Source organism: Rhodococcus sp. 14-2470-1a (genome assembly GCF_002259425.1).
GTDB classification, from domain to species: Bacteria; Actinomycetota; Actinomycetes; order Mycobacteriales; family Mycobacteriaceae; genus Rhodococcoides; species Rhodococcoides fascians_E.
In genome coordinates this window covers 311,792-324,796 of record NZ_NPFZ01000033.1, presented here as the reverse complement: position 1 = coordinate 324,796, position 13,005 = coordinate 311,792, and the positions used below count along the sequence as shown (strand labels likewise).

Below are 13,005 nucleotides of genomic sequence, written 5' to 3'. Positions count from 1 at the left end.
GCGACTCACCGCTGCACCACCTGACTTGGGGCTGGAGATCAGCTCGCGTAGGAGCGCAGCTTCTCGGCACGATCTCCTTGACGCAGTTTCACCATGACCTCACGCTCGATCTGGCGAACACGCTCCCGCGAAAGACCGAAAAGCTTACCGATCTGGTCGAGAGTGCGCGGCTGACCGTCGTCGAGGCCGTAGCGAAGCCGAATGACCTGCTGCTCGCGTTCGTCGAGCGTTCCCAGCACAGTCCGCACGTCGGTGTGAAGGAGCCCGGCGATGACAGCGTTCTCGGCCGACGTGGCCTCGGAATCTTCGATGAAGTCGCCGAGTGGCGCCTCCTCGTCGGTACCGACCGGCATGTCCAGGCTGACCGGGTCACGGCTGTGATCGAGAAGGTCTGCGATCTTCTCCGCGGGAATTCCGGACTCGTTCGACAGTTCCTCGTCGGTAGCCTCGCGGCCGAGCTGCTGATGCAGCTCGCGCTTGATCCGGGCCAGCTTGTTCACCTGCTCCACCAGGTGAACAGGAAGCCGGATCGTGCGGCTCTGATCAGCCATGCCGCGCGTGATGGCCTGGCGGATCCACCACGTGGCGTACGTGGAGAACTTGAACCCCTTGGCATAGTCGAACTTCTCCATCGCTCGAATCAGTCCCAGGTTGCCTTCCTGGATGAGGTCGAGCAGAGGCATACCGCGTCCGGTGTATCGCTTGGCGAGCGACACGACCAGGCGGAGATTGGCCTCCAGAAGGTGGCTACGGGCTGCACTTCCGTCGCGCACGATGATGGCGAGATTCCGCTTCTTGGCGGCGGTCAACCGCTTGGTGTTCTCCAGCACGTTCTTCGCGTACAACCCCGCCTCGATCCGCTTGGCGAGATCCACTTCCTCATCCGCGGTCAGCAGAGCTGTGCGGCCGATTCCGTTGAGGTAGACGCGGACCAAATCTGCGGCCGGGCTCTGGGCGTCGAGGTCGGCATCGCTGGGGCGCGGGCGGGTCGTGGTGCTGGGGCTGGTCATGACTTGCCTCCTGATCGGTGGTGTCTCATAGTGCTCAACGTCCGGAAGACTTCGATAAGTTCCCGCGCTCCACCCTCTGATACCCGCCTGACCAGGCTCTATCCCTTACTCGTCCTGAGAAGTTGCTGAGAAGCTTCTCTCGGTCGGAACTTGCCCCGACACGGCCCGAAAGCTTCGGGGCCTGATCAGGCCGTGACGAAAGAGATCGACCACCAAAGCCGTGGCTGCAGGCGTCAGGTCCTCCGGTTCCGCGTCGTGCGCGATCGCGAGCAGTTCGACCAACTCGGCCAGCGGCAATCCGCCCGGTGACATTCCAGCGAGCAGGGCAGCGCCCAGGTCGTCGATCTCGTGTTGCCAGTTGGGTCCGTTGCCGCGGTGCACGCGGGTCACCACCGGCGACCACCCCTCGTCTCCGGGCAGCGACACCTTCTCCAGTGCCGTCGCCGGATCCAGCTCGAAGACGGCAGTCTGGACGTCGTTCTCGCGTAGCCACGTCAATCGAGCGAAGTAGTCGATCGCCTCGTCGCCCAGCGGATCGTCGAACGCGTGCCGCAGGTCCTCGGCGAGAACATCGGTGGGAAGGTCGGTTCGGCGTAGATAGACGAACCCGAACCCGATGCCCGTCACGTCGGCCGATTCGAAGTGATCGAGCCACGCCTCGGCCTGGACCGCTCCGGCTCCATCTCGCGGATCGACGCCGCCGTCCTTCATCCACGTCCCCACGTACAGAGCCGGATCGGCGACGTCACGTTGGAGGATCCACGCGTCGACGCCGTGCTCGGGCAACCAGGACGCCACCCGCCGTCGCCAGTCTTCGCCGTCGACGTGAATCCACGACGCGAGGACGGCAGCCGTGCCTCCGATGACGAGATGCGTCGGGGCCTGCTCGATCATGAGCCGGCTCGCGCCGTCCAGGTCGATCCCCGAGTCCCGATAGCTGTGGCTGACCGTGCCGAGCCCGACGACGAACGGCGGATTGGCGACGATTCGATCGAAGACACGTCCCTTCACCGGTTCGAACCACGACCCGCGAAGAAGCTCGACATCCATGTCGTTGAGAGCGAACGTGGCCGCGGCCAACAACATCGACCTTTCGCTGATATCGGTCCCGGTCACCGAGTCCGCATAGTGTGCCGCGTGGACGGCCTGCACCCCGCAGCCTGTTCCGACATCCAGAACCGACGGGACCGGTGTCGTCGGAGTCCCGCGCAACAGGGACAGAGACGCCTGGCCGACTCCGAGGACGTGGTCGGGTGCAGTCGGGGCGTCTCGCATGCTGCCGTCGAGATCGGACACGACCCAGCGGGTGCCCGATCCGGTGTCGAGCGGCCTGATGTCCACGGCAGCCCGAACCAGACCCGGGCCGCTGCGCCCGACGATCCCCGCCGCGACAGCGTCGTCCAGCGGCAGTGGTGCCAGTGCCGCCGACGCATCCGCCTCGGGAACGTCGTCGACGAGAAGAAACAGACGAATGAGCACGCCCAGATCCCCGAGCGCACGGGACGCCCGCCGAACCGGAACCGGCTCACTGCGACCGAGTGCGGAGTGAGCGTCGACGCCGAGGGCGTCGAGCAGGGCATCAGCGGAGTACCCGACCCGCAGGAACGCGTCGCGCAGCGGTGGGCAGGCCGAGAGCAGCGGTGCAGTCACATCGCTCAGTCTCTCAGGACGGAGCGAGCGTTCAGTCCTCGCCTGCCTCGATCACGTGGTGCGCGCGCGCCTCGATCGCGGGGTCCTCCTGTCGGTGGCCGTCGTAGCGACTCACCTCGTCCTTCGTGCGAGGCGGTCGATCGTTGGCGATCAACACCGCCATCCACGGAAGCGGGATGGACACACCGACGATCGCCATGGCAATCCACGGGTTGGCCCAGATGCTGTAGGAAACGGCGGCGAGCACCAGCGCGGGGATCCGAAACGACATGATGAACATGTACTTCTTCACGCGAGCACGATGCTGTTCTTCCACCGACGTTCGTGCTTCGGTGATCAGTGCGGGGTGACGGGCCGAGCCGCTGTCCGCCGGGTCGGAGAACCCGGATGTTCGCGTCATACCTCCACTGTGTCACTACGTTGCTCGGATTGCACTGAACGGTAGGTGGTCGTGGCTCGCTCCGGTGCGGAATAATCGGGGCATGAGCACTCAGACCAAGGAACGTCCCGATATCGCGCCGGACGAGACCACCGACGACGACCGGCCCAAATTCTTCCACTACGTCAAGAAGAACAAGATCGCCGAGAGCGCGGTCATGGGTACCCACGTGGTCGCGCTGTGCGGCGAGGTGTTTCCCGTCACCAAGTCGGCCAAGCCTGGTTCGCCGGTGTGCCCCGACTGCAAGAAGGTCTACGACGGCTTGAAGAAGGGCGACTGATCCGACCTTTCCGACCCACCGTTCTGCTGTGCAGACGGATGGGTCGGGCCGGTCTCGGGCGAGTCCGCGTGCGGCTCGGGTTCTGCTTGGGAGAACCCGGCCCGCTTGGGTCGTGACCGGTCGCCGGTCAGGCGGATGGGGCCGGTGGCGAGACGCCAGGCGACGGCGGACACTGCCCCCGACTCCTCGTAAGCGGCCTGTGCGGCGAGCCACTCCCTCATCTGCTCGATTCTGGTGGCGCGCGCCGGAAAGAACTCCTGGATGGTCGCGTTGAATTCGGCGCCGAGCACCACGGCGAAGCCGAGAAAGAACGTGAAGAGCAGGAATGCGATCGGGGTCGCCAGCGCGCCGTAGGTGTAGCCCGTCCCGGTGACCCAGGTGAGATAGAACCGCAGCACGGCGCTCGCGATCATGAAGAAGACACCGGCCAGCAACGCGCCGCCCAGAAGTCGATGCCAGGGCAGAGACGTGTGCAACGCGACCTTGTACAGCGTGGTCAGCCCGGCGATCAACAGCAGGCCGACTGCCGGGTAGTAGAGGATGTCGATCAGTTCGCTACCGATCTCGAACCACGAATCGGGTAGCAACGCTTGAACGTACGTCGGCCCCAGTGCAACGGGCGGAAGCACGAACACCGCGACGATCAGGAAGGCGACGTACAGCAGGAGCGCGAAGATGCGCTGCCACACCGGATTGCGGGCGTCCTGCTGACCGTGGGCCTCGACGATGGAATCGACGAACGTCGAGATGGCCGACGACCCCGCCCACAGCGACAGAACGAAACCGCCCGAGACGATCTCGCCCCGACCTTGCTGCAGAATGTCCTGCACGGTCGGTTCGATGATGCCGTCGACGACGCTGTCGCTGAACAGCGTGCTGCTGAACGTGATGATCTTGGACTCGATGATGTCGATGGTGTTCGGACCGAACCATCCCGCGACGAATCCGAGACTTCCCAGGACGCCGAGCAGCAGGGGCGGCAGAGACAGGGTCTGCCAGAAGGCCGCGGTCGCGGACTTGCTGAATATCGAGTCGTCCCATGCCTTGCTCAGTGTGCGCAAGGTCACCACCCACACCAGCCGCACGGGGTGGCGTGCCGACAACTGCTCGGTCGGCGAGGGGGAAGCCGTCGATTCGCTCATGGTCACTCCAGCATTCCTGACGCCGGGCACGAGCGCTCGTTCCACCCCGCCCGCAGCCCTTCGGCGTGTCGTACGACTCCCTCTAGCTCGGCGATGAGGAATCGGTCGGTGCCGAGAGTTAGGCTCCACGGCGGACACTGCAAGGCGAGGCGAGAGCGCGAGGACATTCATCGATGCCAGGAATCGGCGGCCAGTGAGCGCTGACATGACCGACACGACAGACCCGATCGACGCCTCGACGGCACCCGCAGCAGGTGGTGCGCCGCTGCGCGCGTGGCAGAGGCGTGCTCTGACGAAATATCTGGTGTCCTCTCCGAAGGACTTCTTGGCGGTCGCGACGCCCGGTGCAGGTAAGACGACGTTCGCGCTGCGTGTGGCATCGGAGTTGCTCGCTCACCGGACGGTCGATCAGGTGACCGTCGTCGCACCGACGGAGCATCTGAAACATCAGTGGGCCGAATCCGCGGCACGAGTCGGCATCGCGCTGGACTCGCGGTTCTCCAACTCGACCGGTCAGACGTCGAGCGATTACCACGGTGTCGTCGTCACGTACGCGCAGATCGCGTCGCACCCGTTCAGGCACCGGGTCCGCACGGAGAGTCGTAAGACGCTCGTCATCCTCGACGAGATTCACCACGGCGGCGATGCGAAGAGTTGGGGTGAGGGCATTCGGGAGGCGTTCGGTGACGCCACTCGTCGCCTCGCGCTGACCGGAACTCCGTTCCGCAGCGACGACAGCCCCATCCCGTTCGTGAACTACGAGCCGGATCAGGACGGTCTGATGCGCTCGCGCGCGGACCATGCGTACGGCTACTCGGACGCGCTCGCCGACGGCGTCGTGCGGCCCGTGGTGTTTCTGGCGTACTCGGGCGAGGCGCGGTGGCGCGACAGCGCGGGCGAGGAGTACACAGCCCGTCTGGGCGAGCCTCTGAACGCCGAGCAGACCGCTCGTGCGTGGCGTACCGCGTTGGATCCTCAGGGTGACTGGATGCCTGCGGTCCTGCTGGCGGCCAACACTCGTCTCGGCCAGTTGCGCGCCGGTGGCATGCCCGACGCGGGCGGCCTGGTGATCGCGACGGATCAGACGGTCGCTCGCGCGTACGCGAAGTTGATCGAGGTCATCACCGGCGAAACTCCGTGCATCGTGCTGTCCGACGACCCGACTTCCTCCGCTCGGATCGCGGAATTCGGCAAGAGCGATCAGAAGTGGATGGTTGCGGTGCGGATGGTGTCCGAGGGTGTGGACGTTCCGCGTCTTGCCGTCGGGGTGTACGCCACCAGCGCGTCCACGCCGCTGTACTTCGCACAGGCCATCGGTCGATTCGTGCGATCCAGGCGGCCGGGGGAGACGGCCAGCGTCTTCCTCCCCTCGGTGCCTGTTCTCCTCGATCTGGCGAGCCAGCTCGAGGCGCAACGTGACCACATCCTGGGCAAGCCGCACCGCGAGAAGGACGGTCTCGACGACGACCTCCTGGCGGACGCGAACAAGCAGAAGGACGAGCTCGGCGAGGAAGAGAAGGCCTACACGTCACTCGGCGCCGACGCCGAGCTGGACCAGGTCATCTACGACGGATCCTCGTTCGGGACGGCGACGTTCTCCGGCAGCGACGAGGAAGCCGACTACCTCGGGCTTCCCGGATTGCTCGACGCCAAGCAGATGCGAGATCTGCTGCGGCAGCGGCAGCAGGAACAGATGGAGAAGCCGGCGGCTCCGGTTCCGGCGGTCCCACCGCCGGTCGTGTCGGACCGTGTGTCGACGGCGGGGCAGCTGGCCGCGCTGCGGCGCGAACTCAACTCTCTGGTTGCGGTGTACCACCACCGCACCGGGAAGCCGCACGGCGTCATTCACGGCGATCTACGACGTGTGTGTGGTGGCCCTCCGACGGCCATGGCCACGGCGGATCAGTTGAGCGAGCGGATAGCTCAGTTGCGCAAGATGTGACGAGACCGGTGAACCTGCGACCTGGACCGAGAAGAACGGGTGGCCGCTGATGCGGCCACCCGTTCTCGGTGTCGATGTTGTTGTCGGCAGTTTTTACCGGCCCTACACCGTGGAGCCCGATTCGGTCATCACCGTTGCGTTCACTTCACGCAGACGGTCTTCGTGCTCCTTGGCGTGGTGACCGCAGAAGAGAAGCTCTCCTCCGGTCGCGAGCACAACACGTGCGCGAGCCCCTGCACCGCACCGGTCGCACCGGTCGGCAGCTGTCAACTGTGGGCTGGTCAATGTTCCGGGCATGACTCCTCCGTACTGGCGTTCGGTGTCACCCGATTGCCTGGGGCCGGTCCGCCGCGTCGGTATGGCGCGGTCCGTACACTCTTTCAGACGATTGGCAGTCACGTGTTGTTCCCGCGCGCGTTTCTTTGTGTTGTCACTAACACGAAACACGAGGAAACCTGCTGGCCGTGCGTGTGCAGCCTCGGACTGTTCGCTCACAGCTGATTTCGGTACCCCGCAGAACGGCCGCGCCTGGAACAATCGTCGATCGTGAGTGACACCTCGGAAACCTTGCTGCACATCTGCACTCTGGCGGACTGGCTGTCGGTTCGAGAGTCGCCGGGGATCGAGCCGGAGTCGCTGTCGGCCGTCGGTTTCGTGCACCTGTCGACGCCCGCACAGGTGCACTTGCCGGCGAACCGACTGTTCGCCGGCCGAGACGATCTGATTCTGCTCGTTCTCGATCCGGCACGACTGGGGTCACCGGTGCGCTGGGAGCCGGGCGTCCCGGGTGACCCGGACGCCATGGTCTTTCCTCACCTGTACGGGCCGCTGCCCACGTCGGCCGTGACCTCCGTCGTCGAATACCTGCCGGGCGACGACGGCACCTTCACACCGCCGCACCTGTAGATCTGCCGGACCAGGGAATCACTGCGCCGTTCACCGTGGCCGTGACCGGGCGAGGATTGCAGCCTGCACGCGCGAGGTGACTCCCAGCTTGGTGAGCACTCTCGACACGTGCGTCTTGACCGTGGTCTCCCCGATGAAGAGCTCACGGGCGATCGCCGCATTGGACATGCCGTCGCCGAGGCACCGCAGCACATCGTGTTCGCGCTCGGTCAGCTCGGTCAACCCAGGAGGTCCGACCTTCGGAACATCGCGGCCGCCCGCTGCGAACGCGTCGATCACCGTCCGAGTGACTTCGGGCGCCAGCACACCGTCGCCGGCGTGAACGGCAGCGATGGCGTCGAGCAACGCGTCGGCGGACACCGATTTCAGAACGAAGCCCGACGCGCCCGCCTCCAGAGCACGGAACACGTAGTCGTCGATGTCGAACGTCGTGAGGACGAGAACACGGGCTAGATCGTTTCCGACGACGGCGGCGGTTGCCTCGATCCCGTCGATGCCCGGCATTCGAATATCCATCAGCACGACATCCGGCGTGTGCGCCCGCGCCTGGTCGATGGCGTCCTGTCCGTCGACTGCTTCGCCGACCACCGTGTATCCGGGCGCGGAGCCCACGATCATCGCCAGGCCCGAGCGAATTGCGGCATGGTCGTCGGCTATCAGTACTCGGATCACGGTGTCGACGCCCCGGGCGTGGTCGACAGGGGCAGAACGGCTTCGACGACCCACCTACCGCCGTTCGAGCCGGCACGGAGGTCACCGCCGAGAAGTTCGGCCCGCTGTGTCATGTTGGTCAGCCCCGCTCCAGTGTGTCCGGTCGTGTGCGTCGATGCTTCGGCCGTGGACGGTAGCGCGTTGACGACTTCGATTCGGAGACTGCCGTGGTCGCACCGGAGGTCGAGCTCGGCCGGTTGGCCCGGCGAATGAACCACCGCGTTCGTCAACGCTTCCTGCACGATTCGAAACGCGGCGTGATCGACCGCCGCCGGCACGGACCGTGATGATGGTGCGCCCGGTGCGAAGTCACCGCTGACGGTGACCTCGGTACCACTGGCACCTGCGGAGGCGACGAGCCTCCCCAACTCGGCAATCCGTCCGGGGGAGCGGGTCTCGTCCACGCCTTCACCCCCGTTTCGCAGCAGTCCGATCATCGCTCGCATCTCGGTCAACGCATCGGTGCTGTTGGACCGGATGGACGACACGACGTCCGCAACACTGTGGTCCGCGACACCGTGGCTAGAGCCGGTGGAGACCACGGGCGAGTCGGCACAGCCTCGAGCTGCGACGATGCGCAGGGCTGCCTCGGACTGGATCGCGATAGCCGACAGATGCCCCGCGACGACGTCGTGCAGATCACGGGCCATCCGCGAGCGTTCCGCGTCGATCGCCGCGCGCCTGTCCAACTCCGCGATGACGGTCATGGCCTCGGCTCGCTCGCGTTCACTGTGCGCGATCTCCTTGTGCTGGCGGATGTTCAACGCCCACCCGAGCGGCGTGCCGAGGAACACCGCAGCGCCGCCCAGGGCGATGACGACCTCACGCCAATCCGTCGTGAGGACGAGAACGACGGTGCACACCACCACGGTCAGAAGCACGGACAAGCGGACGATCCACACCGCCTGGCGTCTGCTGCCGTAGAGCGCGACGCAGTACACGAGGTCGGTCATGATCAGCCAGATCGGCAGCGACGCTCCCACGAGCAGATCCAGCGTGAACGGAAGCGCGGCCGTGCCGAGCGCGAGAACGGGTGCACGCCGCCTCCAGAGCGTGCACACACACAGCAAGGCGAGGATGCCGACCCTGACCCACAGCGGTGGAGGGTTCTCGACCGGAAGGAAGCTGAAGATGTTCGCCCAATACAGGACGATACCCACCGACAGGTACGCCGCCACGACGAGCACGTCTTTGCTCGTCGCCGATAGTTCCGACCAGCGAAGCATCACACCATCACAGCACACTCACCGCGCATCCACGTCCGACGAAGGGATGACCTTCGGTCGCCGGAACAAAGACGAAGCCGCCGTTCCCGAACGGGGAACGGCGGCTTCGTCGAAGGCGAACTGTCAGTCGAGGTAGTCGCGGAGAACCTGCGACCGCGACGGATGACGAAGCTTCGACATCGTCTTCGACTCGATCTGCCGGATACGTTCACGAGTGACGCCGTAGACCTGACCGATTTCGTCGAGCGTGCGGGGCTGTCCGTCCGTGAGGCCGAAACGAAGCCGAACGACACCGGCCTCGCGCTCGGACAAGGTCTCGAGGACGGACTGCAGCTGGTCCTGAAGAAGGGTGAACGACACCGCGTCGACGGCCACAACGGCCTCGGAGTCCTCGATGAAATCACCGAGTTGGCTGTCACCCTCGTCGCCGATCGTCTGATCGAGCGAAATGGGTTCACGCGCGTACTGCTGGATCTCCAGCACCTTTTCCGGCGTGATGTCCATTTCCTTGGCGAGCTCCTCGGGAGTGGGCTCGCGGCCCAGGTCCTGAAGCAGCTCACGCTGGATACGGCCGAGCTTGTTGATGACTTCCACCATGTGCACCGGAATACGGATGGTGCGTGCCTGGTCGGCCATGGCGCGCGTGATGGCCTGACGGATCCACCACGTCGCGTAGGTGGAGAACTTGTAGCCCTTGGTGTAGTCGAACTTCTCGACGGCACGGATCAAGCCCAGGTTTCCCTCCTGGATCAGATCCAGGAACGCCATTCCCCGACCGGTGTAGCGCTTCGCGAGCGATACCACGAGGCGAAGGTTGGCTTCGAGCAAATGGTTCTTTGCGCGGTTACCGTCCCGGCAGATCCACGTGAAATCGCGACGTGCCGCAACGGGGAGCTTCTCGCCCTTCTCGGCGAACTCGCGCATCTTCTCGGTGGCGAACAAGCCTGCCTCGATGCGTTTGGCGAGCTCGACCTCCTCCTCGGCGTTGAGGAGCGCGACCTTACCGATCTGCTTGAGGTAGGCGCGAACGGAGTCGGCCGACGCCGTGAGCTCCGCATCCTTTCGTGCCTGGCGAAGAGCCTCGGACTCCTCCTCGTCCCAGACGAAGTCGCCGGACGCCTTGTCCTCGGCGGTCGGCTCGGAAGTGGCGTCGTCGTCGGCGTCGTCTCCGGCTGCCACGACCTCGACCACATCGTTGGCGGCCGCAGCGATGTCGCCGTCGGAGATGTCGATGTCATCGATGCCGGGAGCGTCGTCGTCCCCGTCGGCGACCGGTGCTGCGTCGCCTGCCTTCTTGGCTGCGGCCTTCTTCGCCGGAGCCTTCTTGGCGGCCGCGCGCTTCGCGGGAGCCTTCTTCGCCGCAGCTTTCTTGGCCGGAGCCTTGGTTGCCGGCGCTGCCGGTGCCGCTTCTGCAGGGGCAGCGGTCGCGGAAGCGACGGCGGCCTCTCTGACGGTGCCGTTCGGTGCCTCCGCAGCAGGTGCAGGGTTCGCAGACTCTGTTGCTGAATCTACGGTCTGACGGATATCGGTGGCTGCCACGTACGCCCTTTCGTGACGGTGTCGTGCGGCGTCACGCCAGAGTGGTTTCCGGCGGAGAGGTCTTGTCGATTGTGCCGGCGTGCAGACCGGCATCAACCATTGTAACGACCCGTCGGGAGTTTGTTACCGAGCCAGTGCCGTATCGGCCGCTGTGTCGGCGGCGAGAGCTGCACCGACGATTCCCGCGGTGTTCAACAAAGTGGCCGCCACCACGGGCGTTCTGTTGGTCAGGTGCGGAATCCACTTCTCGCTCTTGCGGCTGATTCCGCCGCCGGCGATGAACAGATCCGGCCACAGCAGCGCTTCGAACGTCGCGAGAACCTTCGAGACCTCCTTGGCCCACTCCTTGTACGACAGGTCCTTGTTCTCCTTCACGGACGATGCCGCTCGGTGCTCGGCTTCCTTGCCGTCGACCTCGAGGTGACCGAACTCGGTGTTCGGCAGAAGTACCCCGTTGTGCAGAACTGCGGAGCCGATGCCCGTGCCGAACGTCAGCAGAATCACCACGCCGTTCTTGTCCTTGCCTGCGCCGTATCGGTCCTCGGCGACACCCGCGGCATCCGCGTCGTTCAGCACGACCACATTGCTGTGCCCCAACGCCGACGCGAACAGCGACTTCGCGTCGGTATCGATCCACGACTTGTCGATGTTGGCTGCGGAACGTGCAATTCCTCCGGTCACGACGGCCGGCAGCGTGACGCCCACGGGCCCGGTCCACTCGAAGTGAGCGGCGATCCGGGCAACCACCTCGGCCACTGCCTCCGGCGTCGACGGTTGCGGCGTTTCGATCTTGTACCGATCGCCGACCAATTCACCGGTGACCAGATCGACGATTCCACCCTTGATGCCACTGCCGCCGACGTCGACGCCGAAACCCTGCCGCTGCCGCGCGTCCGTCGGCGTGGTGACGGATCCGGGTTGGATCACCGGATCGGTCTGTGTGTGCGGGCCTGACTGAGTCATGTGGAGTTCACTCCTGATCATCGGGGCATTTACTCGTGCACGTGCGGTGAAAAGCGTAGCCAAGCTGCGTACATCGACACTAGTGCCGCGACGGTGATTCGGCGGGTGTGACGCAGTCCGCACCGGCGACCGAGTGGTGCGATTCCCGCACACTGTGATCCGATGGAGAGCGTGCCGACTGCATCCGATGACGCCTTCCATCCGACCTCGACGTCCGCTGCGCCCACCCCTCGGGTGCCCGACTCTCGCGTTTCGGAGGCGGATCTGACTGCACTGTCGACGATGGCACGTGACGTGGCTCGCGCAGCGGCGGCGCATGTTCGGACTCGGCGACCGCAGGTGTTCGGGCCGGGTGCACCCGCGGAGACGTCCGATTCCGGACACTCCGTCCACACGAAGAGCACTCCCACCGACCCGGTCACCGTCGTCGACACCGAGACGGAACAGCTTCTGCGGTCTCTGCTCGCCGAGTTGCGGCCGGACGACACCATTCTCGGCGAGGAAGGCGGTGGCCAGTCCGAATCGGTCGCTGGAGTTCGATGGGTGCTCGATCCCATCGACGGCACCGTCAACTTCCTCTACGGCCTCCCCGCATACTCGGTGTCGGTCGCCGTCCAGATCGACGGTGTGAGCGTCGTGGGGGTCGTCGTGGACGTCGCCCGTGACGTTCTCTACAGCGCATCACGGGGACACGGCGCCACGGCGGAGTACTCGGACGGCTCGGTGGAACAGCTCACGTGCAACCCCACCTCGGACGTCGCACTGGCGCTCGTCGCAACAGGTTTCGGCTACGGCGCGGCCAGGCGACGGGTGCAGGGCGCGATCATTGCGGAACTACTCCCGCGTGTCCGCGACATTCGCCGCGTCGGTTCGGCTGCACTGGATCTGTGCATGGTTGCCTCCGGCGCCGTGGATGCTCATTTCGAACACGGTCTGAGCCCATGGGACTGGGCCGCAGGATCGCTCATCGCCGAAGAGGCGGGCGCGACGGTGATCGCGCCGAGTCCGACGTCGACATCACTCGACGGCGCAGTGACCGTCGCCGTCGCACCGGGAATCGCACGAGAATTCGTGGCTGCACTCGGCGACGTGGGTGCGTTGGACGCGATCTCCGGCGCCGACGACGCCTGATCTGCGACGGACCGAGCGGCGAAAGACGCTGCGGCAGTCGAGATCCGCTCGGTCGGCGGACGCCGA

At 65.4% G+C, this 13,005-nt stretch carries 13 protein-coding genes; 4 read left to right on the top strand and 9 right to left on the bottom strand.

Features of this window, described 5'->3' with window-relative positions; translation table 11 throughout:
• Positions 1–38: 38 nt before the first annotated feature.
• From CH292_RS23680 to CH292_RS23670, 3 genes are all read right to left on the bottom strand, one after another.
• Positions 39–1,010: a sigma-70 family RNA polymerase sigma factor gene (locus CH292_RS23680; RefSeq protein ID WP_019664067.1), complete on the bottom strand. Its 972-nt coding sequence runs from the start codon at positions 1,008–1,010 to the stop codon at positions 39–41.
• A gap of 105 nt (positions 1,011–1,115) precedes the next feature.
• Positions 1,116–2,660: a class I SAM-dependent methyltransferase gene (locus CH292_RS23675; RefSeq protein ID WP_094655855.1), complete on the bottom strand. Its 1,545-nt coding sequence runs from the start codon at positions 2,658–2,660 to the stop codon at positions 1,116–1,118.
• A 31-nt stretch (positions 2,661–2,691) separates the two neighbouring features.
• A complete protein-coding gene (locus CH292_RS23670) occupies positions 2,692–3,060 on the bottom strand; it encodes a DUF3099 domain-containing protein (RefSeq protein WP_094655854.1) in 369 nt (122 codons plus the stop codon).
• Positions 3,061–3,142: 82 nt separating this feature from the next.
• Here CH292_RS23670 and CH292_RS23665 point away from each other — a divergent pair, with 82 nt between their 5' ends.
• Positions 3,143–3,379 carry a DUF3039 domain-containing protein gene (locus CH292_RS23665; protein ID WP_019664064.1) on the top strand — a complete coding sequence of 79 codons (237 nt, stop codon included), beginning with the start codon at positions 3,143–3,145 and terminating at the stop codon, positions 3,377–3,379.
• Here the strand turns inward: CH292_RS23665 and CH292_RS23660 are convergent.
• Positions 3,352–4,521, bottom strand: a complete 1,170-nt coding sequence (locus tag CH292_RS23660) for a YihY/virulence factor BrkB family protein (protein ID WP_373454697.1) — start codon at positions 4,519–4,521, stop codon at positions 3,352–3,354. The two genes, CH292_RS23665 and CH292_RS23660, sit on opposite strands and share 28 nt — an antisense overlap.
• 205 nt (positions 4,522–4,726) lie before the next feature.
• Between CH292_RS23660 and CH292_RS23655 the strand changes: the two genes are divergently transcribed.
• A complete protein-coding gene (locus tag CH292_RS23655; RefSeq protein ID WP_020110188.1) occupies positions 4,727–6,463 on the top strand; it encodes a DEAD/DEAH box helicase in 1,737 nt (578 codons plus the stop codon).
• A 102-nt stretch (positions 6,464–6,565) separates the two neighbouring features.
• Here CH292_RS23655 and CH292_RS23650 read toward each other — a convergent pair whose 3' ends face one another.
• On the bottom strand, positions 6,566–6,760 hold the full coding sequence (locus CH292_RS23650; protein ID WP_019664061.1) for a hypothetical protein: 195 nt from the start codon (positions 6,758–6,760) through the stop codon (positions 6,566–6,568).
• 249 nt (positions 6,761–7,009) lie between these two features.
• Here CH292_RS23650 and CH292_RS23645 point away from each other — a divergent pair, with 249 nt between their 5' ends.
• Positions 7,010–7,369, top strand: a complete 360-nt coding sequence (locus CH292_RS23645) for a DUF952 domain-containing protein (RefSeq protein ID WP_019664060.1) — start codon at positions 7,010–7,012, stop codon at positions 7,367–7,369.
• Positions 7,370–7,399: 30 nt separating this feature from the next.
• Here the strand turns inward: CH292_RS23645 and CH292_RS23640 are convergent, their stop codons facing one another.
• The 4 genes from CH292_RS23640 to ppgK form a co-directional block, all read right to left on the bottom strand.
• Positions 7,400–8,041 (bottom strand): response regulator transcription factor, encoded by a 642-nt coding sequence (locus CH292_RS23640; protein ID WP_020110187.1) that lies wholly within the window; start codon positions 8,039–8,041, stop codon positions 7,400–7,402.
• Positions 8,038–9,306, bottom strand: a complete 1,269-nt coding sequence (locus tag CH292_RS23635; protein WP_094655852.1) for a sensor histidine kinase — start codon at positions 9,304–9,306, stop codon at positions 8,038–8,040. Before CH292_RS23635 ends, CH292_RS23640 begins: the two co-directional genes overlap by 4 nt.
• Before the next feature lie 123 nt (positions 9,307–9,429).
• The gene (locus tag CH292_RS23630) at positions 9,430–10,845 is read right to left on the bottom strand and encodes an RNA polymerase sigma factor (protein WP_019664057.1); all 1,416 of its coding nucleotides are present in this window, start codon (positions 10,843–10,845) and stop codon (positions 9,430–9,432) included.
• Between the two features lie 123 nt (positions 10,846–10,968).
• Complete coding sequence (gene ppgK, locus CH292_RS23625) at positions 10,969–11,808, bottom strand: polyphosphate--glucose phosphotransferase (RefSeq protein ID WP_033189653.1); 840 nt, start codon at positions 11,806–11,808, stop codon at positions 10,969–10,971.
• Positions 11,809–12,042: 234 nt separating this feature from the next.
• On the opposite strand from ppgK, the gene CH292_RS23615 reads away from it, so the two are divergent.
• Entirely contained in the window at positions 12,043–12,939 is an 897-nt protein-coding gene (locus CH292_RS23615) for an inositol monophosphatase family protein (protein ID WP_094655851.1), read from the top strand.
• Positions 12,940–13,005: the final 66 nt, after the last annotated feature.

Coding starts and splice junctions, on each gene's coding strand:
- CH292_RS23670 (WP_094655854.1), bottom strand. CDS start 3,060: ATGACGCGAACATCCGGGTTCTCCGACCCGGCGGACAGCGGCTCGGCC.
- ppgK (WP_033189653.1), bottom strand. CDS start 11,808: ATGACTCAGTCAGGCCCGCACACACAGACCGATCCGGTGATCCAACCC.
- CH292_RS23665 (WP_019664064.1), top strand. CDS start 3,143: ATGAGCACTCAGACCAAGGAACGTCCCGATATCGCGCCGGACGAGACC.
- CH292_RS23660 (WP_373454697.1), bottom strand. CDS start 4,521: ATGAGCGAATCGACGGCTTCCCCCTCGCCGACCGAGCAGTTGTCGGCA.
- CH292_RS23650 (WP_019664061.1), bottom strand. CDS start 6,760: ATGCCCGGAACATTGACCAGCCCACAGTTGACAGCTGCCGACCGGTGC.
- CH292_RS23635 (WP_094655852.1), bottom strand. CDS start 9,306: ATGCTTCGCTGGTCGGAACTATCGGCGACGAGCAAAGACGTGCTCGTC.
- CH292_RS23655 (WP_020110188.1), top strand. CDS start 4,727: ATGACCGACACGACAGACCCGATCGACGCCTCGACGGCACCCGCAGCA.
- CH292_RS23680 (WP_019664067.1), bottom strand. CDS start 1,010: ATGACCAGCCCCAGCACCACGACCCGCCCGCGCCCCAGCGATGCCGAC.